This is a genomic window from Curtobacterium sp. ISL-83 (assembly GCF_018613895.1).
In the GTDB taxonomy this organism is placed as follows: domain Bacteria; phylum Actinomycetota; class Actinomycetes; order Actinomycetales; family Microbacteriaceae; genus Curtobacterium.
In genome coordinates, this window is sequence record NZ_JAGGPH010000007.1 from 354,101 (window position 1) to 373,921 (window position 19,821).

The window sequence follows — 19,821 nt, forward strand, 5'->3', positions numbered from 1 at the left end:
GCGTCACCGACCCACTGCGGACGGGAGGTACGGTGCCAGCTGGCACCGTGCCTCCCGTCCGGCGACCGCTTCCGCGGTCGCCTCACGCGATCGCCGGATCCTCCGATCCCAACCGGATGTCGAACCACTCCGGGTCCCGCACGTGGACGAACTGGCGGTCCTCACTCGCGGTGAGCCAGCCGTACAGGATGAAGCGAGCGCCGATGAGGTCCTCGATGTCGCTGAGTCCGTGGGTCGCGAGCAGCTCGGCCGCCGCAACCTGCGGGAGCCGCACGGTGAGCGTGCCCCACCGTTCCGTGTTGAGCCAGTAGCTCCCACGGCCCGCCGCCGCCCACCGGATCTCGCCCCAGTAGAGACGTCTGCGGGCAGGGTGCAAGTGGTCCTCGGTGACGTCGAGCGTCCGGACGCAGACGTTCCGGACCTGGTGGCGGTAGTCCTTGTCACGACCGGGCAACACGAGCAGGTCGGTGCTCGTCCGGTACGCGGGATCGCGGATGAGCGTGCGCAGGATCGCGCGGAGGCCGCGGGTGGGAACCACCTCGGACGTGGCCTCGCCGGCGGCGGTGTGGCGGCCGCGCGAGCCCGGGTCGGCCGGGCGCGCGTCCGGGTCGTGCTCGATCCGCGGTCCGGACGCGGGCGCCCCTCCTCGTTGTGCCGGTCGCACCTTCACGACGTGCTCGGCGGGTGTCCTCGGCTCGGTCTCCTCGAGCGCCCGGTACTCGGTGTCGCCCGTCCCGCCCGAGGCGAACGGGCAGTCCGGCCGCGCGTGGCGTGCCCAGAAGGTCGCCTTGCGGCCGTCGATCGAGCGGCGACGGAACATCGCGTCCGCGCCGCAGCCGGGGCACGTCAGTGTGAGCGCGATGTGCTGCCGGTCGGCGGAGCGCTCGAACTCGTCGGCGGTGATGGTGTCGGCGGTGATGCCGTTGCGCGCCTCGAACATGGCTCTCGTCTCGTCGACCGGATGTGGCAGGTGCGCCGGGGACGCTCTGCCACCATGCCACTCTCCCGTCCGGTGCAGCATGATGTGGGGGTGATCGTCCTCGGCCCGGGCGCCGTCCGGTACGGCACAGCACTGATCGGGGTCGCCTGCGCGTGGGCTGCCATGGTGTTCGCCTGGCAGGAGCAGGACGGACCGGGGTCGGGCTGGGTCGTGATCGCCGTCCTCCTGCTCGGGGTCGGCATCGGCGGGTGGCTCACCGGACGGGCGCTTCGGCTCGGGGTCGTGTGCGGCTCCGATCACTTCGTGGTCCGCGGGCTCGTGTGGTCTCGGCGGATCCCGTTCTCCGCGATCATCTCGATGCCCGGCCCGGACGACGTGACCACGTGGCCGTCCATCGCCTGGCACCGGCACGGTCGGCGATGGAGCACACCCGTCTTGGCGTTCTGGGTTTCGCAGGGCCGGCTCGCAGCACCGGCGCAGCGGTCTGCGATGGATGCGGTGCGCCGTCTCGAACGACACCGCGTCGAACGGAGTTGAAGCAACTCGGGTGCGGCCGGTGGGCGGCCCGTGCAGTCAGCTCAGGCGCGCCAGTACGGCCGATATGCGGAATGCGAACTCTTCGACAGTGCCTTTTCTGCGCCGTATGTTCCTTCCGAACAAGCTGGCCGCTCCGGTCTGCTGATGTCAAAGGGAGGCAGCGTGGCGGAGATTGTGGAGTCGCTCGTGAAGGTCACGCTCGGCGCGGCTTACAAGAAGTGCGCGGTCGACCTCGCGAACGCGCACAAGCCGTCCGCAGCGGAGCTGCAGCGCTACCGCGGCGCAGCCATCGCGATGGGTGCCATCCTCGCGGACAACTCCATCACCAAAGGTGAGGCGCGCGTGCTCGCGGGCCGCCTGCTCGCCGCGGGTGCATTCGGTTGCATCGGCGCCCTGTGGGTCTAGGACACACTCACGGCATGCGTACCGTCTGGACCGCTCTAGCCGTGGTCGCCCTCGGCGCGGTCCTCATCGTCGGGATAGTCGCGTTCCCGCCCGGCGACCGCCAGGTCCCGTTCCTTGTCGCATGCGCCGTGTTCGCAGTCGGCACCCGGCTGATGGTTGACGGTTCACGTCGGGACAGGCGCTGACGGCTGCGCGTGGTTTCGAATACTGCAGCGGAACGAAAGCATGCCCGCCTCCCGTATCCACAAGAGTCACCGCGCTTTCAACACCCGCGCCAAGCTCATTCGGGCCGTACTCCAAGCGCGGACCGCCCCTATCTGAGGTCGCGGAGCGGCACGCCCTCGACGATTGACGTTTCACGGTGTTCGCCACGACGCGTCGTGCAAGTGCAGGCACTCTTGCCTCAGTGACTACCGCTCGCCGGCGACCAACCGATAGTGATGGGTTGGAGGTTCACGATGGTGGTCGTATTCGGGGTGCTGGTTGCGTCAGGGATCGTAGGCGCCGCGATACTCAGGGCTCGTTACAGGCATACGCATCGGGAGCCCGCCCGGTCCTGTCTTGCTCCGAACCGTTCCCGTGGCCGGAACATGTACTGCCAGAACCCGACTCCTCGTGGGGGGTACTGCAGCATCCACCACGATCAGCACACCCGCGATAACGGCATGGTCGTTTCTTCAAGTGTTCTTGCCACGCTTGTCCTTGCGGTGAGCATCTGGCTGCAAGCCCAGCAGTGACAGAGCCATCTTCATCGCGCCGGCGTCCGGCAGGTCCATGTGACACAGAGCCTCGCGAAGACGATGACGCCGAGCAGGACTGCTGTCGACGTCCTCGTCAATAGCGGCGGGTACGGTTACCGAGCTGAGGTGGAAGAACGCGATAAGTACGACGTGCAGCAGCTGTTCGACACGGACATGTTTGGAGCAACTGGTCGTTCGGAGCCATCACGTTGACCGGACCGACCCGATACTAAACCGTGGGTACGGTCCCGCCGTCGATGACGTACTCGGCCCCAACGATCGCTGACGCCCGATCGGAGACGAGGAACCCGACGAGGTCTGCGATTTCCTCTGTCCTGGCGAAACGGCCGAGCGGCACACCGCCGAGCGAGTCCATGATCTTCGCCCTGGCCTCCTCGCGGCTGAGGTCGTTGCCCTCGGCGATCCGGTCAACGAATCGCTCGTACGCTTCCGTTTCGATTCCACCGGGGCTGATCGCGTTGACGCGGACACCGCGGGGGCCGAGCTCGTTCGCGAGTCCCTTGCTGTAGGTGCGCAGGCCAGCCTTCGCAGCGGCGTAGGCGAGCGACGCGTCGTACTGCGGCAGCTGACGCTGAATCGAGGTGAAGTGCAGCACAACGCCCGACCCCCGTTCGATCATCGCCGGAACGAGGGCGCGGTCGAGTCGTACGGCGCCGAAGAAGTTCAGGTTGAACTCCGTGAACCATTGCTCGTCGGTGATCACTGCGAAGCCGCCGGACGGGGTCGATGCACCGCCGACGACGTGCACCAAAATGTCCACGCCGCCAACCTCGGTCATCCTCGTAGCGACCGCATCCGTGCCCGGCGGCGTTGACGTGTCAGCGGCGATGAAGCGGTCGGGGAATTCGTACCCCTCCGGCATCGACCGGGCTGTCACGTAGACATCGGCGCCGAGTTCGCGGAGCCGTTCGGCCACCGCCTTCCCCGATCCCTTCGACCCGCCCGTCACCAGTGCCCGGCGGCCGTCCAGTCGGTCACGATCCTCGTTCGACATCTCTGCTCCCTACGTGTCCACGGTTACTGTCCCGCAGGACAGTACCACATGTACTGTCCTGTGGGACAGTAAACTGAGTAGGTCGCGACGCAACCGGTGGTCACGCCTCAGGTGGCAGGAGCCCCCGCCGGAGCATGCGGTCGGCTGCCGCGATGGCATCCCCGACGAATCGCTCCGTCAGCTCGGTGTACTGGCGAACCTCCGCGGCAGCCCAGCCCTCAAGAACCTCGGAGATCATCCGATCCCCGAGGGCGTACACGCCGCGGGCTGCCGTCTCCCCAGCCTCGGTGAGGCTGATCAGGGTCGCCCGACGGTCGGATGGGTCCGTGGTCCGTTCAACCAGGCCATCAGATTCCAGTCGGCGAACGATCTTGCTGACGTGGGAGGCGCCGGTAGCCAGCACCCGAGAGAGGGCGGTCGGCCGCATCGGCCCCCATGCCAGGAGGTGCCGCAACGCCTGATGCGACTGCTGGTCGAGCGTTTCACCGGTCTTCACCAGAATCTCGCCCTGAACAGCAGGAGAGTCCCACAGGAGGATCAGCGCGCTCAGGTTCGCGAGCAGCTCCGATCGGTACGGGAAGTCCGCCGCCTGCAGCGACCTCTTCACTCCGGCATCACTGATGTCTCCCATGTCCGGATTCTACCCGTCGTCTCGCGTTGATCAGTGTCCTTCAAGCAATAGTGTCTCACAGGACAGTAAGTGTGTTACTGTCCGTGCCGACAGGAAATGAGAGCGCATCCGGTGCTCTCGCCTGGAGACGGAGAGAAGAGAACCATGAGCGACATCACCCTCCCGAAGGCCGTCGAAGCCTTCGTCGCCACCACCAACGCCCACGACGCCGAGGCGCTGTTCGCGGTCTTCGCCGACACCGCTGTGGTGCACGACGACGGCAACGCGTACACCACCGAGGAAGAGATCCGGAGCTGGATCCAGGTGCACCAGATCGGACCGAAGATCGTGCTCACGCCGACCTCCTTCAACGACGGCCGGCTCGTCGCCTCCGTCAACGGGGAGTTCGACGGCGGCCCGATGAACTTCGCGTTCGACTTCACCACCGAGGGCGACCTCGTCACCGACCTGGCCATCGGCCTGGCCTGACCATGCGCTGGCCGGAGCAGCCATCGGCTGCTCCGGCCACGGCAACGAGGAGGAACACCCATGGGTGCGATGGATGAGCTGATCAACCCGACCGTGGTCGCCGCCCTCCGCGGCTCGCTCACCAGGGTTGCACCAACGCACGAACTTGACGCGCTGGCCGCCGCTCCGGCCGCCCTGCCCGGCCTCCGACTCCGCGAACGCGTGAATCTCGTGCGTGACGCGCTCCTGGCGGACATTCCCGGCGGCTTCGCCACGGGGAAGAAGATCGTCCTTGATCTCGTCGACGACCCACAGTTCGCCGGCTGGATGATCTGGCCCGTCACAGAGTTCGTGACCGCTCGTGCGCTGGAGAGCGGCACGTCGGCCGATTTCGACGCCGCGATGGCGCTGTTGGCCCGCCTCACGGTCGGGCTCACCGGGGAGTTCGCGGTACGAGACCTCCTGATCGCTCGCCCTGAGCGCGGCGTGCAGATCATGCAGACCTGGACCGACCACAGCAACGAGCACGTCCGACGGCTCGCTACGGAAGGCTCACGCGCGTTCCTGCCGTGGGCCAGGCGAGTGCCATGGCTGATTGCCCACCCGGAGGCAACGCAGGGCATCCTTGACGCCTCCTACCGCGACCCCGCCGTCTACGTACGGCGCTCGGTCGCCAACCACCTCAACGACCTCAGCCGAATCGACGCAGACGTCGTCACGAGAACGGCCACCGGTTGGGCCGCGGAACCCGACGCGAACACTCCCTGGGTACTCCGACACGGCCTCAGGACCTTGATCAAGCGAGCAGACCCGGTTGCCCTCGGCCTGACCGGCTACACCGGCGGCCACCTGCGGGTCTTCGCACCAGAGGTCGGCAGCTTGATCGTGAACTGGGGTGGCGAGCTCACGTTCACAACGGTCATCACCAACGACGGCGACACGGACGCGACCGTCGCGATCGATTACTCCATCGGATTCCTCCGCGCCAACGGATCGGCGAACCCGAAGACCTTCGAGCTCGGATCGAGACGCCTCCCTCCGAACGCAACCGTCGTCATCACGAAAACCCATTCCTTCCGCCCGATCACCACGCGCACGTACTATCCCGGACCCCACTGGCTCACCGTGCAGGCCAACGGGGTGCTCTCGCCCCGCGCCGCGTTCAACCTCGATGCCAAAGGTGGCCAGTCCCTCGACACCCGCGCAACGATCGCGAGGCTCGAAGCCCATGGATGACCTGACAGAGCAGGTATTGGGCATAGTCGCGTCGATACCGGCCGGCCGTGTGATGACGTACGGGGGCCTTGCACGCGAGGTGGACACGGGAGCACGAACGGTCGGTCGGATCCTGCACGGCGGCGGACACGACATTCCGTGGTGGCGGGTCGTGAACGCTGACGGTCGTCCCTACAGCGGCGCAGCCGACCGTGCCCGCATCAAGTTCCTCAACGAATCCACCCCACTCCTCAGCGACGACCCCGACGTGCGCGTCGATCTCGCCCAGGCGCGGTGGGCTCCCGCTGAGACCACGGCCTCGACGGAACCAGTTCAACCACAACAAGACCATTGAAAGGACAGGAAAAATGAACGAGATCAAGAACGTCGTGCTCGTGCACGGAGCCTTCGCGGACGGCTCCGGGTGGCGGGGCGTCTACGACAACCTGACGGCTCGCGGCTACGCGGTCTCCATCGTGCAGAACCCCCTCACCTCGCTCGAGGCCGACGTCGCCGCCACGTCGAGAGTCCTCGACCGACAGGATGGCCCAGCCATCCTCGTTGGGCACTCCTGGGGAGGAACAGTCATCACCGAGGCCGGAGTCCACCCCAAGGTAGCCGGGTTGGTGTACGTGTCGGCGCTCGCGCCCGACCAGGGCGAGACCACCGCGCAGCAGTACGACGGCTTCGCCCCGACTCCGGACTTCGTGATCGATGTTGGCGACGACGGCTACGGGTTCATCAACCCAGGGAAGTTCAAGGCTGGCTTCGCTCACGACGCCAGCGACGCCGACGCGGCGTTCCTCCGTGACTCGCAGGTGCCGATCAACATGGGTGTGTTCGGCACTGCGCTCACCCGCGCAGCCTGGCGCGACAAGCCCAGTTGGGCAGTGATCGCCACCGACGACCACGCGTTCGACCAGGCGATGCTGCAGCACATGGCGACTCGAAGCGGAGCACAGATCACGAACGTCCCTGCCAGTCATGCGGTCTTCGCGACGCAGCCGACCATCGTCGCGGACATCATCCACGCCGCAGCAGAGGCCGTATCGCGAGCCGCGTGAGAGCCGCCGAGCGCCGGGCGGTGCCTGATCTGACAGCTGCCCGGCGCGCGTGACCGGATCGTCAACAGCCCGATGCCGACGGATTCCCCTACCAGTCCCGCGTGCTGGCCAGTCTGAATGCCCTGATCCTCGTTTGGAACTCGCCGGCCCTCCAGGGCGAAATCCTGGCGAAGTCAGGCGAGACGCTGGACCAGCAGGCCCACCAGGTGCTTTGCCACTTGTTGGCGTGGGGCCCGGTCCGGCCCAGCGTCCTCGCGGAGGTACTGGGAACAGGAGCGTCGAACGTGAGCAAGATCACCGGTCGGCTGGACCAGGACGGGCTCGCCGTGCGAATCGACGACCAGGTCGACGGGCGGGCGTGCCTGGTTGCACTCACGGATCGCGGAAGGGCAGCAGCAGCAGGCGCCTACGTGCGCGGTGACAGGATGATCGCCGAAGTGTCAGAGGAATCTGCGACCTGCAGGAGTCTCTCGGCCTGTCGCAGCCGATCGTGTCACATCACCTCAAGGTCCTCGTCGACGCCGGGATCCTGCACCGCGAGAAGCGCGGCACCTGGGCGTACTTCTCGCTCGTCCCCGGCGCCCTAGACATCCTTGCCGACCTCATCACCGCGCCGACGCGCTAACCCTCAGTCACGCCCGACGTCCTCTACGCGTGGCCGGCCGACCGGCGGGGCACTTGCCCATCGACCCGCCGGGGCTGCGGGAATGGCAGGAGCTAATTCAGGCCCGCTGTCCGGAGGGATAGGGGGCCTGAACTCGATTTCGGTCGACTCCGCCTAGACGAGCGTAAGCGTTGGACGAGAGTCGACCTCGCCGAGGAGGCGACGTACCCGTAACGGCTTCCATGCGAGCTCAGCCGCGATAGATGCGATCGTCACGTTGCTTCTGCCGGCTAGCTCAACTGCTTGAGCGAGCATCCCGGGCACCTCGCCCGGATACTGCCGTACGGGTCGCGAAGCAACCGCTGGGGTCGCGGCGAGCTCGTGAAGCTTGATGTACGCACGCCGCGCAGCAGAGTCCGAGATCAGTCCGAGCTCCTTGCTGCGATAAACCAGCGCTTGAACCGACACTCCCCAGTGCTCACTGAGCTGAGCAAGCTTTCGCATGTCGAACCTGCTCGGAAGTTCGTGCCGGACGACGTTGGTCGGCATGAGGAATTCAGCAGCAAAACGGTCTGCTTGCCGCTCTAAGGCAGGATCGCCTGCGCTGTACTCCCCGTGCATGAGTAGGTGACCGAGTTCGTGCGCAGCAGTGAAACGGTGGCGGAACACATCATCCACTTTGTCGACCGAGAGCACCATGAGCGGCCGATCAAACGCGAGAGTCGAGAACGCATCGATGCGAGCTACCTCTTGCTCCACTATCGGCACGAGCACTGCGACGATGCCTTTGCTCTCGAGCAGTCGTACGAGATGACGGACGGGCGTACCGCCCAACCCCCAAAACTGACGAACAGCTCGGGCCGTCATCACAGGATCCAGCGGCTGCCCGGCCTCAGCGTCAAGACGAGGGAGGCTGACCTCGGGCAGGCGAACATGCCGCTCGATGACGTTGACGAGCTCCCAAACTTGTTCCGTGTAGGACGTCGCCTTCGCTCGCTGACGAGCCGTCGTTGACCGAAGGCTGCGGAAGAACGCGTCTCCGGACTCAAGCTTGGACTGCGGGCGTCCAGCAGAGAAGAACTCGGGTAGAACGTCGAGAGCGGAGGCGAGTGCGCCCACGAGTTCAGGACGCGGTGCCATGACATTCGATTCGTACTGACCCACCGCGGCGGCGGACACACCTATAGCTGCCGCGACGTCCTGCTTTGCCATCAGGGCAAGCTGACGTGCTTGCCGGAGCCGATCACCATCGAAGGCCTCGGCGACCTTCTCTAGCGAGAGGGACGCTCGTCCGGCAGTACCGAATGCTCGATCAAGATTCATCGGTACCAGTGTCCTCGCCTTCGATGAGCCCAAGCGACACCTCCGGCGCATCGCCGGCAGTGAAGGAGTCCATCGGCTGCTCGAGATCGAGGGCCACAATTCCCAGGTCGGCCGCGGTTTCGACCGTCGTTGGGAGCTGCTCGCGGTGCACCCAGAGCACCGTTCCGTCGTCACTAACACGCACGTCTCCGATGTGGATCCGTTCGACGCCGCTGCGGTCGGAGCCCTCGACGACAACGAGAACTGCACGAGTGGCCGTACCGAACTCCGAGTCGTTGACGACCGCTCCGCCCGCGTCGAGGAGGTCGTAGTCGTCCCCGAAGTTCAGAGGCGTGTCCACCTCGACCGGGGAGAGCCGCAGGATGCGCTGGCGGATCGCGGACGTGATCTTGAAGTCGTCGATCCCGTTGGTGCTCGCCGGGAGCTTGGTCGCCAACACCAGCGTCGTGTTGAGGACGGCGACACGGTAACGGCCACCCGCCGGCCGAACGACCTCCGCGCCAAGATTTTCGAGCTCCGCCGCTACGTGATGCGCGAGCGAGATCCACGTGGTCGCGCCGTACGCTTCGTTGGTGCGCAGGCGGCTACTGGTCTTCGCGTCGTGCCCATCTGCCTGAGCCGACGCCGCGGCGCGAGCGAGCCCCGCGGCAACGTCCGCGCTGTCAGCGCCGAACGCATCGAGCATCCAGTGAGTCGGCCGGTAGTCGGTGCTGCTCATGTCCTGCTCCTGGGAGTTGAGGGTCGTCGTTGTCACAACCGTACACGAGAACTTTAGAAATTTGCGCGAACCAGTCACTAGGGGTTTGGTTGCGATGCTGGTAAGGACGCTCCGCAGCCGCTCACCCAGCGCCGAGCCGAGTCAGTAGGGCACCCCGGGCGGTCGGCCGCTGTGAGCCGGACTAGTCCGCCGCCCGCCTCGCCTCTCTTGGACCCGATGGCGCCGATGGTGCTGGCAGCCGACGGAACACCAATGTCGCCACTGCGTACTGCCAAACAGCGTGTTCACCGCCGTGACCGATACCTGTTCCGTGGCAGTCGGACAAGTTGCTTAGCAGACGAGAAGCGCGCGAGCCCCTCGACCCGGCGTCAAGTTGAGCCGAATCGGCCCGAGAGGTCGCGAGCGGGTCCAGCGCGGCGGGTCGCGACAAGCTGGTTCTCAATCGCGACAACTTGCGCTTCGAAACGACGACTTGTCTTCCACTTCACACGCGCGGCGACAAGTGCACTACTGCGGCATGTCGACGAACCGCGAGAACATCCCGTGGAACGCCACCGTGATCGTGTCCGTCGGCCCGTTGCGGTGCTTCGCCACGATCAGGTCCGCCTCGCCCTGCCGCGGGTTGTCCTTCTCGTACGCCGACTCACGGTGCAACAGGATCACCATGTCGGCGTCCTGCTCGATCGACCCGGACTCACGCAGGTCGGAGATCATCGGCTTCTTGTCGGCACGCTGCTCGGGACCACGGTTCAGCTGCGAGAGCGCGATCACGGGGACCTGCAGTTCCTTCGCCATGAGCTTGAGCGCACGCGAGAACTCGGAGACCTCTTGCTGGCGGCTTTCGACCTTCTTACCGGAGGTCATCAGCTGCAGGTAGTCGATGACGACGAGCTTCAGGTTGTGCTGCTGCTTCAACCGTCGGCACTTCGCCCGGATCTCGACGAGCGTCATGTTGGGGGAGTCGTCGATGAAGAACGGGGCGTCGTTGATCCGCCCGCGGGTCTGCGCGATGGTCGTCCAGTCGCGCGAGTCGACGGTGCCCTTGCGCATGTTCTGCAGCGGCACGCTGGACTCGGCGGACAGCAGGCGCATCGCGATCTCGGCGCGACCCATCTCGAGCGAGAAGAACGCGGCGGTCTGGTTGTGCTTGAGCGCGGCGGCGCGGCAGAGGTCGAGCGCGAGGGTCGACTTCCCGAGCGCGGGTCGTGCGGCGATGATGATGAGCTGTCCGGGGTGGAACCCGTTGGTCAGGCCGTCGAGCTGCGCGAACCCGGTCGGGACGCCGGTCATCTGCCCGTCGCGGCCCTTCGCGGCCTCGATCTCGTCGATCGCGGCGCCGATGGCCTCGGTCAGGGGCACGTAGTCCTCGGTCTGCACGCCGCCGGCGACGTTGTAGACCTCGGCCTGGGCGCTGTTGACCAGGTCGGTGACCTCGCCCTCGGACGCGTAGCCCATCTGGACGATGCGGGTCCCGGCGTCGACCAGGCGGCGGAGCACGGCCTTCTCGGCCACGATCGCGGCGTAGTAGCCGGCGTTCGCCGCGGTGGGCACCATGCTCGTCACGCTGTGCAGGTACTCGGCGCCGCCGGCGCGGGACAGGAGGCCCGTCTTCGTCAGCTCGTCGGTGACGGCGATGACGTCGGTCGGCTCCCCGTGGGAGTACAACGACAGGATCGCGTCGAAGATGACCTCGTGCTTGGGGATGTAGAAGTCGACCCCTCGTGCGGTCTCGATGACGTCCGCGACGGCGTCCTTCGACAGGAGCATGCCGCCGATCGTCGACTGCTCGGCGAGCAGGTCGTGGGGCGGGGTGCGTTCCATGCCGCGGTCGGACACGTCGTGCGGGGACGGATCGAGGTGCGCGATCGACACACAGACTCCCTTTGTTGTTGCGGCGTGGGCCCTGACCCACGCCGGCAGTTCTACCCCGGACGACCGACATCCCCGAGTCGCTGGGCCAAGCTACGGGTACAGAGTTATCCCCAGCAAACGGCCCTGTGGATAACTTTGTGGAGGACTTGCGGAACACGCCGGGGTGGCGTGTGGAGAACTGTGGATGACGGTGTGGACAACTCGGGCGGGGAACGTATGTTCGACCGCCTGACCAGGGTTTTCCTGTTTCACATGGTGTGTGGAGAACTCGCCCTCAAGTGAACGTTGAAGCTTCCCGAAACTGCTGTTTCCACTGTGCAAAAAGCCTTGACAGGAGGGCTCCCTGTGGGAAGTCTTCCCGGCGCCTGTTCAGCAATCGCGGCCTGTCGTGAGCAGTAACCGGTCAGCCCAGCGCACACCGTGCCTCCAGGCTGACGGCCGCCCCGCGGACCGTCAGGCCGACCGTCAACGCGACGACGGGCGGGTCTCCCGGAGGAGACCCGCCCGTCGGGGCGGAACGTGGAGCCAGTACTACTTGGCCGCCACGACCTGGAGCGAGATCGTCGCGACGATGTCCTCGCGCAGACGCACGGTGGCCTCGTGGTCACCGACGGTCTTGATGGTCGCGGGGACCTCGACCTTGCGCTTGTCGAGCGAACCGACGCCCTGCGCCTGGACGGCGTCAGCGACGTCGCCCGGACGGACGGAGCCGAACAGACGACCGTCCTTGCCGGCCTTGACCGACAGCTTGATCGTCGCGTTCTCGAGCTTCATCTTGAGGTCCTGGGCCTCTTCGATGGTGGCGAGCTCGCGAGCGGTCCGTGCTGCACGGATCGACTCGACCTGCTTCTCGCCGCCCTTCGACCACATGACGGCGAAGCCCTGCGGGATCAGGTAGTTGCGGGCGTAGCCGTTCTTGACGTCGACGACGTCACCGGCGGAACCGAGGCCGGAGACCTCGTGGGTGAGGATGAGCTTGGACATGGTGATCCTCCTGATCAGCGGCCGGAGCCGGCGTAGGGGAGGAGCGCCATCTCACGGGCGTTCTTCACGGCACGGGCGATGAGGCGCTGCTCCTGGACGGAGACGCCGGTGATGCGGCGGGCGCGGATCTTTCCACGCTCGGAGATGAACTTGCGAAGGGTCGCAACGTCCTTGTAGTCGATGACGCCGACCTTGATCGACTTCGCGGGAGCGGCGTTCTTGCCGCCCTTACCGCGAGGCTTCCGGCGGTCGCCGGTGCTCTTTCCAGCCATTGTGTGTCCTTAGAGAATGAAGTGTGTCGTCTGTCCGGAGGGACCGAGGATCAGAACGGGGTCTCGTCGTCGTACGTGCCGCCGGGGGTGCTCCACACGTCGTTCGACTGTGCGTTGCCACCCTGCTGGCCACCCTGGGGGGACCAGGGCGCGTCCGACTGACCACCGTTGAAGCCGCCGCCGTTGCCACCGTTGCCGGCGGGAGCGTTGCCGCCACCTACCTGGCCACGGCCGCCACCGGCGCCGCTGCCACCCGCTGCACGGGTGATCTGCGCCGTCGCGTAGCGGAGCGAGGGGCCGATCTCGTCGACCTCCAGCTCGATGCTCGTGCGCTGCTGACCTTCACGGTCCTGGTAGGAGCGCTGACGGAGACGGCCCTGCGCGATGACGCGCGACCCCTTCGTCAGCGAGCCCGCCACGTGCTCGGCGAACTCGCGCCACACGCTCGCACGGAGGAACAGCGCGTCGCCGTCCTTCCACTCGTTCGCCTGACGGTCGAACGTGCGAGGGGTGGAGGCGATGGTGAAGTTCGCCACGGCGAGCCCGTTCTGCGTGTACCGCAGCTCGGGGTCCGCGGTGAGGTTGCCCACCACCGTGATGACGGTTTCGCCGGCCATGGCTTACTCGGCGCTCGCTGCTGCGGGTGCGGGTGCGGCGGAGGCGTTGGCGGCCTTGCGGGCCGCGCGGGCCTCGTCGCGCTGCTTCTGGGCGGCGACCTGCGCGATGCCCTCTTCGGCGCGGAGGACCTTCGTGCGGAGCACGGCCTCGGAGAGACCGAGCTGACGGTCGAGCTCCTTGGCGGCCTCGGGCGAGGACGTGAAGTCCACGACGGCGTAGATGCCCTCGGACTTCTTGGCGATCTCGTAGGCGAGCCGGCGACGGCCCCACACGTCCACGTTGTCGACGGTTCCACCGTCGTTGCGGATCACGGCGAGGAACTTGTCCAGGCTGGGAGCGACGGTGCGCTCGTCGATCTCGGGGTCGAGGATCGCCATCAGTTCGTACTGGTGCATGCGGAACCCACCTCCTCTGGTCTCAGCGGCCCCGGGCAGTTCCCGGGGCAGGAGGGTTGATGCATGTGCCTCGGCACGCAGACACGCGCGAGACAACCTCCACAGCCTAGCGGACGGCCTGGAGGCGCGCCACCGGTCGGTGGGTCGGCTCGGCCGGGTGGGCCCCGCCGGGTCGCGACGGTTCGGGTGCCGAGGCCGGCCCCGTGGGGCGCCGCGGTCGGGTGCCCTGGTCGGGCGCACTGGTCAGGCGCCCGTGTCGCGGGCGGCCCACCAGGTGCGCAGGCGTTCCTCGGCGTTCTCGGGGTCGAGTGGCCCCTCGTCCATGCGGACCTCGAGCAGGTAGCGGTACGCCTCGCCGACGGCACGCCCCGGTGGGATGTCGAGGATCCGCATGATGTCGTCGCCGGTCAGGTCGGGACGGATCGAGTCGAGTTCCTCTTGCTCGGCGAGCTCCGTGATGCGGTGCTCCAGGTCGTCGTACGCGAACGCGAGCCGATCTGCCTTCCGGCGGTTCCGGGTCGTGACGTCGGACCGGGTGAGCTCGTGCAGGCGTTCGAGCTGCGGCCCGGCATCCCGCACGTAGCGACGCACGGCGGAGTCGGTCCACGCCCCCTCGGTGTACCCGAAGAAGCGCAGGTGCAGCTCGATGAGCTGTGCGACCGCGGCGATGGTGTCGTTGTCGAACCGGAGCGCACGCAGGCGCTTCTTCGCGAGCTTCGCACCGACCAGGTCGTGGTGGTGGAAGCTCACGGCGCCGCCGGGCTCGAGCTTCCGGGTCGCGGGCTTGCCGATGTCGTGCAGCAACGCGGCGAGACGCAGGATCGTGTCCGGTGCGTCGCCCGGGTGCCGCTCGGCCTCGTACCCGATGGCCTGCGTCACCACCGTGAGCGAGTGCTCGTAGACGTCCTTGTGATGGTGGTGCTCGTCGATCTCCAGGCGCATCGCCGGCAGCTCGGGCAGGAACCGTTCGGCCAGTCCGGTGTCGACCAGCAGCCGGAGGCCCGGCACCGGGTCCGCCGTGTCGAGCAGCTTCACGAGCTCGTCGCGCACGCGTTCGGCGGAGACGATCTCGATGGAGTCGGCGAGCTCGGTCATCGCGTCCCGCACGTCGTCGGTGACCGTGAACCCGAGCTGGGCAGTGAACCGGGCGGCACGCATCATGCGGAGCGGGTCGTCACGGAAGGACACGACCGCGGCCTGCGGCGTGCGGAGTCGTGCGGCCAGCAGGTCCTCGACCCCGCCGTGCACGTCGACCAGTTCCCGCTGGGGGAGTCGGAGCGCCATCGCGTTGACCGTGAAGTCACGGCGGAGGAGGTCGTCCTGGATGGTCTCGCCGAAGGCGACCTCGGGCTTCCGGGTCGCGCCGTCGTAGACGTCGCTGCGGTAGGTCGTGATCTCGACCTGCTCGCCGTGGACGCGGGCGGCGATGGTGCCGAAGGCCCGCCCGACGTCCCAGGTGGCGTCGGCGATCGGCTCGACGATCCGCAGGACGTCGTCCGGTCGGGCGTCCGTCGTGAAGTCGAGGTCGGTGACCGGGCGGCCCAGGAAGGCGTCGCGCACGGGACCACCGACCAGGGCGAGCTCGTACCCGGCGTCGGCGAAGGTCCGAGCGAGGAGTGCGACGGGCTCGGTGGCGGCGAGTGCGTCGAGTCGCTCGACGGCCTGGGCAACGGAGTGCATGACGGTCCTCATCCTCCCAGATCACCGGTCCCGAGTTCTCCACATCCACCGCGCGCACGGGGACCGTTCATGGTCTCGCCTCATACACTCGTCACGGCCCGAACCGACCACGTGCCTCCTCGTATGCAGATCTTCCGCTCCACGCTCGCCGCCGCCGCGTCGGCCCTCGTCGCGCTCGGACTCGTCGTCGCGCCGACCGCCGCCGACCTGCCGAGCGCCACGGCCGCGACGGCGACCACCACGCCGACCGCGCTCCCGACCGCGGCGACCCCCGGGACGACGACCGTCTCGATCGCCCCCGCGGACCGCGGGGTGGTGCAGCGCGACGGCGACCTGAAGCTGACGCTCACCGTGACGAACAACACCGACGCCGACCTCCCCGCCGGCACGGCCGACCTCGACATCTTCCGGTCCGCGAGCACCCGCGACGTGCTCGCCGACTGGCTCTCCGAAACCAGTACGACCGGTTACCTCGGCGCCCCGATGGGGAACGTCGGCGTCCCGGCGGTCCCGGCACACCACTCGGTGACCGTGGACTCCATCGACATCGTGCCGGGCAACCTCGGTCTCGGCGGGTACTCCTCGTTCGGTGCCCGTCGCATCGCAGCGGCGTACACGGCCGGTGCGACCACCGCCGTCGGTCGGTCCGCGATCACGTGGAACCCCGCGTTCGACCAGGCGCCGCTCGGCGTCTCCGTGGCGATGCCGATCACGGTGCCCGCCACGAGCGAGTCCCTCCTGTCGGCGAGCACCCTCGCGTCCGCCACCGCCGTCGACGGCACACTCACCCAACAGCTCGACGCAGCGCAGGGACACAACGTCGCCCTCGCGATCGACCCGCGCATCATCGCCTCCATCCGGATCCTCGGCGAGAACGCGCCCTCGAGCGCGACGGCGTGGCTCAACCGGCTCGAAGGGCTCCGCAACGAGACCTTCGCGCTCGCCTACGCAGACGCCGACGTCACCGGGCTCCGGCAGGCAGGGTCCGCGGGGATCCTGTCGCCGATCTCGCTCGACCAGGAGATCAACGCCGACGACTTCCCCGGAGCGGCGACACCCACCCCGACCCCGACGCCGACGGGCACGCCCACGACGCCGTCCGCCAGCACGACGCCGACCGCCGGGGCCACTGGGCGCCCGAACGCCGCGGATGCGACGAACGGCGGCTCGACCAACGGCGATTCGACGAACGGTGGCTCGACGAACGGTGGCTCGACCGACCAGCCGGCGATGATCCCCACCACGCAGTCGCTCCTCGACTTCCCGTACTCGATGTCGTCCATCGCCTGGCCGGAGGACGCCACCGTCGCCACGGCCGACCTCGGCGCCCTCCGCGCCGCAGGCGTGAAGAGCACGATCCTCTCGAGCGACAACACCTCGGCCGGCGCCGACACGACCATCCCGGCGTCCGAGCGGATCGGGAACGACCACGTCCTGGTGTCGGACCGCTCGATGTCGGAACTGCTGCGGGCGGCCGCCACGGCACCGACCCAGCACGAGTACGCGACGGCGATGGCCGAACTGACGGCGACCCTGGCGACCGCCGCACGAGCCGGCACCGCGAGCGGCCCGGTCCTCCTGACCCTCGACCGCACGTGGCCGACGGACTCCGGGCGGCTCAGCCAGGCGCTCGACGCCCTCGAGAGCACGCCCTGGGTCTCGCCCGCCGACCTGTCCACGGCGGCATCGGTCACCGCTGGGTCGCTCACCCTGACCCCGCACGCCGACAGCGACGCCCGGATCGACCAGCTCGCCCGCCTGGTCCGTGGCGAGCAGGAGCTCTCCGGGTTCGCGACCGCGCTCGACACCCCGACCGACCTGACCGCACCCGCACGGCTCCGGTTGCTGGCACTCGCCTCGAACGCCTGGCGCACGGACGACCGCCTCGGCTCCGCGATCGATGCCCGGACCGCCGACTGGGCGAAGCGCGCCTCGGCGGTGAGCATCGTCGACTCGAGCAGTCTGACCCTGCTCGGCGACAAGTCGTCGTTGCCGATCTCGCTCCGCAACAGCTCCGAGTACCCCGTCACGGTGCGGCTCTCCGTGCAACCGTCGAGTTCGGCGCTGCACATCGTGCAGAACGACATCGTCGTCAAGATCCAGAAGGACTCGTCCACGCGGACGACGGTGCCCGTGCAGTCCGTCGCGAACGGCACCGTGCAGCTCACGATGCGGCTGTCGAGCCCGACGGGCGTGGAGATCGCGCAGCCGGCGACCGTGCAGCTCAACGTCCAGGCACAGTGGGAGACCGTCATCACCGCCGCGGCCGCGATCGCGCTGATCGGCATCTTCGGTTTCGGCATCTTCCGCAGCATCCGGAAGCGGGTGCGTCGCCGCAACGGGGAGCTCGACGACGAGGACGACGAGGACCCGAACCGTCCGCTCGCGGTGCAGCCCACCCTGGCCGGGGCGTCCGCCGCGAGCTCGACCGGTTCCGGCTCGACGGGCACCGGAGCGGGCACGAGCACGCTGGTCATGCCGCCGCGGCACGCGAGCTCGCGGCACGCGAGTTCGACCGCTGGCCTCCACGTCGCGCGCGGGCCCATCGCCCCGTCCACCGCCGCGGCGACCGCGAGCCGACCCGGCGGAGCCGAACCGGGCCTCCCGACCGACCAGGCGAGCCGCACCGAAGGGTCGGAGGACCCCGACGAGCCGACCATCAGCGTCACCCAGCCGCAGCAGTCCGTCGACGCCGAGCCGGCGGCCGAGCGCAGCCTCGGCCGGGCGAGCGCGATGCTCGCGGCGGGCACCATGGTGTCCCGCATCCTCGGGTTCGCGAAGACCTTCGTCCTCGCCTTCGCGATCGGCAACACCGGTTCCGACGCGGCCAACGCCTTCGCGATCTCCAACCAGTTGCCGAACAACATCTACGCGCTCATCGCCGGCGGCCTGTTGTCCGCCGTGCTGATCCCGCAGATCGTCCGCTCGATGCAGCAGCACACCGACGGCGGCACCGCGTACGTCAACAAGATCGTCACGCTCGGTGGGTCGGCGTTCCTCGTGATCACCGTCGCCGCGACCCTGCTCGCGCCCATGCTCGTCCGCCTGTACAGCCAGAGCGCGGGCGACGGCGGCAAGGGCTTCAGCGCCTCGACGACGGACCTCGCGGTGGCGTTCGCGTTCTGGTGCCTGCCGCAGATCCTGTTCTACGCGATGTACTCGCTCCTCGGCGAGGTGCTGAACGCCAAGCAGGTGTTCGGCCCGTTCACCTGGGCACCGCTGCTCAACAACGTGATCGCGATCGCCGGACTCATCCTGTTCATCGCGCTGTTCGGCGGCCGTGGCGAGAACGCAGCGACGGACGCCTGGACCCCGCTCAAGATCGCGGTACTCGCCGGCAGCGCCTCGCTCGGCGTGCTCGCCCAGGCGGCGTTCCTGCCGTTCTTCTGGCGGCGCGCGGGGCTGACGTTCCGACCGGACTTCCGCTGGCGCGGGGTCGGGCTGAAGTCGACCGGGACGGCTGCCGGGTGGCTGTTCGCGATGATCCTCGTCACGCAGCTCGCCGGCGTCGTCCAGGCTCGCGTGGCGTCCTTGGCGACCGGTGCTGGCAACGCGACGCTGAGCACGACGTGGCTGCTGTTCATGCTGCCGCACTCGATCATCACGGTGTCGATCGCGACGGCGTACTTCACGCGGATGAGCCACGACGCCGAGCGCGGGGACCTGGCGGCCGTCCGTCGCAACCTGTCGCTGTCCCTGCGCATCGTGGGACTGTTCACGGTCTTCGCGTCGGTGGCGCTCATCGTCACGGCGATGCCGTTCGCCCGGATCTGGGAGAACGAGTTCGGCAACACGAAGGCGATGGCCTTCGTCCTCGTCGCCTACATGCCGGGGCTCGTGCTGTTCAGCATGCTCTTCATCATCCAGCGCGTGTTCTGGGCGATGCACGACCACCGCACCCCGTTCCTGATGCAGCTCGTGCAGTCGGGCCTGTTCGTGATCGGAGCTCTGTCGGTCGCGATGCTGCCCAGCTCGTCGATCGGCGTCGGCATCGCGATCTGCACGACGATCGCCGGGTCCGCCCAGACCGTCGTCGCCCTGGTGCTCGTCCGGAAGCGCCTCGACGGCATCGAGGGCGCGATCGTGACCCGCTCGCACGTGCAGTTCGTCATCGCGGCACTGATCGCCGGCGTCGCGGGTCTGGTCGTCGCGAACTTCTTCGGGGCGTTCTCGGCCGCCGGGTTCGCGATGGCCGACGTCACGGGAGCGTTGGTCACCCTGGTCCTGACCGGCGCCGTGATGGTCCTGGTGTACTTCGGCGCCCTGGTCGTCGCGAAGAACGGCGAGATCCGCGGTGCCGTCGATCTCGTGCGCAGCCGACTCGGACGCTGAAGCGCCCGCTGCCGCTCGTGGTGACGCTG

The 19,821-nt window shown here is 67.9% G+C and carries 19 protein-coding genes and 2 pseudogenes; 10 read left to right on the top strand and 11 right to left on the bottom strand.

The genetic code is table 11. The annotated features are described in order from the left end of the window. Positions 1–82: 82 nt before the first annotated feature. Entirely contained in the window at positions 83–940 is an 858-nt protein-coding gene (locus J7E22_RS06190) for a hypothetical protein (RefSeq protein WP_214979906.1), read from the bottom strand. 54 nt (positions 941–994) lie between these two features. On the opposite strand from J7E22_RS06190, the gene J7E22_RS06195 reads away from it, so the two are divergent. The 3 genes from J7E22_RS06195 (at position 995) to J7E22_RS06205 (ending at position 2,067) form a co-directional block, all read left to right on the top strand. After that, complete coding sequence (locus J7E22_RS06195) at positions 995–1,477, top strand: hypothetical protein (RefSeq protein ID WP_214979907.1); 483 nt, start codon at positions 995–997, stop codon at positions 1,475–1,477. A 162-nt stretch (positions 1,478–1,639) separates the two neighbouring features. Beyond that, positions 1,640–1,882, top strand: a complete 243-nt coding sequence (locus J7E22_RS06200; protein WP_214979908.1) for a hypothetical protein — start codon at positions 1,640–1,642, stop codon at positions 1,880–1,882. A gap of 14 nt (positions 1,883–1,896) precedes the next feature. Then, entirely contained in the window at positions 1,897–2,067 is a 171-nt protein-coding gene (locus tag J7E22_RS06205) for a hypothetical protein (RefSeq protein WP_214979909.1), read from the top strand. 784 nt (positions 2,068–2,851) lie between these two features. Here the strand turns inward: J7E22_RS06205 and J7E22_RS06210 are convergent. Beyond that, complete coding sequence (locus J7E22_RS06210; RefSeq protein ID WP_214979910.1) at positions 2,852–3,637, bottom strand: SDR family oxidoreductase; 786 nt, start codon at positions 3,635–3,637, stop codon at positions 2,852–2,854. Positions 3,638–3,737: 100 nt separating this feature from the next. After that, a complete protein-coding gene (locus J7E22_RS06215; protein ID WP_214979911.1) occupies positions 3,738–4,268 on the bottom strand; it encodes a MarR family winged helix-turn-helix transcriptional regulator in 531 nt (176 codons plus the stop codon). A 144-nt stretch (positions 4,269–4,412) separates the two neighbouring features. Between J7E22_RS06215 and J7E22_RS06220 the strand changes: the two genes are divergently transcribed. The 6 genes and pseudogenes from J7E22_RS06220 to J7E22_RS06240 all read left to right on the top strand — a co-directional run. Further along, entirely contained in the window at positions 4,413–4,736 is a 324-nt protein-coding gene (locus J7E22_RS06220) for a nuclear transport factor 2 family protein (protein WP_214979912.1), read from the top strand. 69 nt (positions 4,737–4,805) lie between these two features. Beyond that, on the top strand, positions 4,806–5,951 hold the full coding sequence (locus tag J7E22_RS06225) for a hypothetical protein (RefSeq protein ID WP_251008747.1): 1,146 nt from the start codon (positions 4,806–4,808) through the stop codon (positions 5,949–5,951). Then, entirely contained in the window at positions 5,944–6,285 is a 342-nt protein-coding gene (locus J7E22_RS06230) for an MGMT family protein (protein ID WP_214979914.1), read from the top strand. The genes J7E22_RS06225 and J7E22_RS06230 overlap by 8 nt, the downstream gene beginning before the upstream one ends. Before the next feature lie 13 nt (positions 6,286–6,298). Then, positions 6,299–6,994, top strand: a complete 696-nt coding sequence (locus tag J7E22_RS06235) for an alpha/beta fold hydrolase (protein ID WP_214979915.1) — start codon at positions 6,299–6,301, stop codon at positions 6,992–6,994. A gap of 101 nt (positions 6,995–7,095) precedes the next feature. After that, positions 7,096–7,368 (top strand): annotated as a pseudogene (locus J7E22_RS18400) (MarR family transcriptional regulator); the annotation flags it as partial. 74 nt (positions 7,369–7,442) lie between these two features. After that, positions 7,443–7,619, top strand: a pseudogene (locus J7E22_RS06240) (ArsR/SmtB family transcription factor); the annotation flags it as partial. A 153-nt stretch (positions 7,620–7,772) separates the two neighbouring features. Here J7E22_RS06240 and J7E22_RS06245 read toward each other — a convergent pair. From J7E22_RS06245 to J7E22_RS06280, 8 genes are all read right to left on the bottom strand, one after another. Beyond that, a complete protein-coding gene (locus tag J7E22_RS06245) occupies positions 7,773–8,972 on the bottom strand; it encodes an ImmA/IrrE family metallo-endopeptidase (RefSeq protein WP_308159166.1) in 1,200 nt (399 codons plus the stop codon). Continuing rightward, positions 8,911–9,639, bottom strand: coding sequence for a hypothetical protein (locus J7E22_RS06250; RefSeq protein ID WP_214979919.1), 729 nt, complete (start codon positions 9,637–9,639; stop codon positions 8,911–8,913). The genes J7E22_RS06245 and J7E22_RS06250 overlap by 62 nt, the downstream gene beginning before the upstream one ends. 507 nt (positions 9,640–10,146) lie before the next feature. After that, the gene (gene dnaB, locus J7E22_RS06255; protein ID WP_374193258.1) at positions 10,147–11,511 is read right to left on the bottom strand and encodes a replicative DNA helicase; all 1,365 of its coding nucleotides are present in this window, start codon (positions 11,509–11,511) and stop codon (positions 10,147–10,149) included. A 531-nt stretch (positions 11,512–12,042) separates the two neighbouring features. Further along, positions 12,043–12,495 carry a 50S ribosomal protein L9 gene (gene rplI / locus J7E22_RS06260; RefSeq protein ID WP_214979921.1) on the bottom strand — a complete coding sequence of 151 codons (453 nt, stop codon included), beginning with the start codon at positions 12,493–12,495 and terminating at the stop codon, positions 12,043–12,045. A 14-nt stretch (positions 12,496–12,509) separates the two neighbouring features. After that, complete coding sequence (gene rpsR, locus J7E22_RS06265) at positions 12,510–12,767, bottom strand: 30S ribosomal protein S18 (RefSeq protein ID WP_017887834.1); 258 nt, start codon at positions 12,765–12,767, stop codon at positions 12,510–12,512. A gap of 50 nt (positions 12,768–12,817) precedes the next feature. Then, a complete protein-coding gene (locus tag J7E22_RS06270; protein ID WP_214979923.1) occupies positions 12,818–13,384 on the bottom strand; it encodes a single-stranded DNA-binding protein in 567 nt (188 codons plus the stop codon). Positions 13,385–13,387: 3 nt separating this feature from the next. After that, a complete protein-coding gene (rpsF, locus tag J7E22_RS06275; protein WP_214979924.1) occupies positions 13,388–13,780 on the bottom strand; it encodes a 30S ribosomal protein S6 in 393 nt (130 codons plus the stop codon). Between the two features lie 243 nt (positions 13,781–14,023). After that, on the bottom strand, positions 14,024–15,460 hold the full coding sequence (locus J7E22_RS06280; protein ID WP_214979926.1) for a CCA tRNA nucleotidyltransferase: 1,437 nt from the start codon (positions 15,458–15,460) through the stop codon (positions 14,024–14,026). 123 nt (positions 15,461–15,583) lie between these two features. Between J7E22_RS06280 and J7E22_RS06285 the strand changes: the two genes are divergently transcribed. Next, complete coding sequence (locus J7E22_RS06285) at positions 15,584–19,792, top strand: DUF6049 family protein (RefSeq protein ID WP_214979928.1); 4,209 nt, start codon at positions 15,584–15,586, stop codon at positions 19,790–19,792. Positions 19,793–19,821 lie beyond the last annotated feature (29 nt).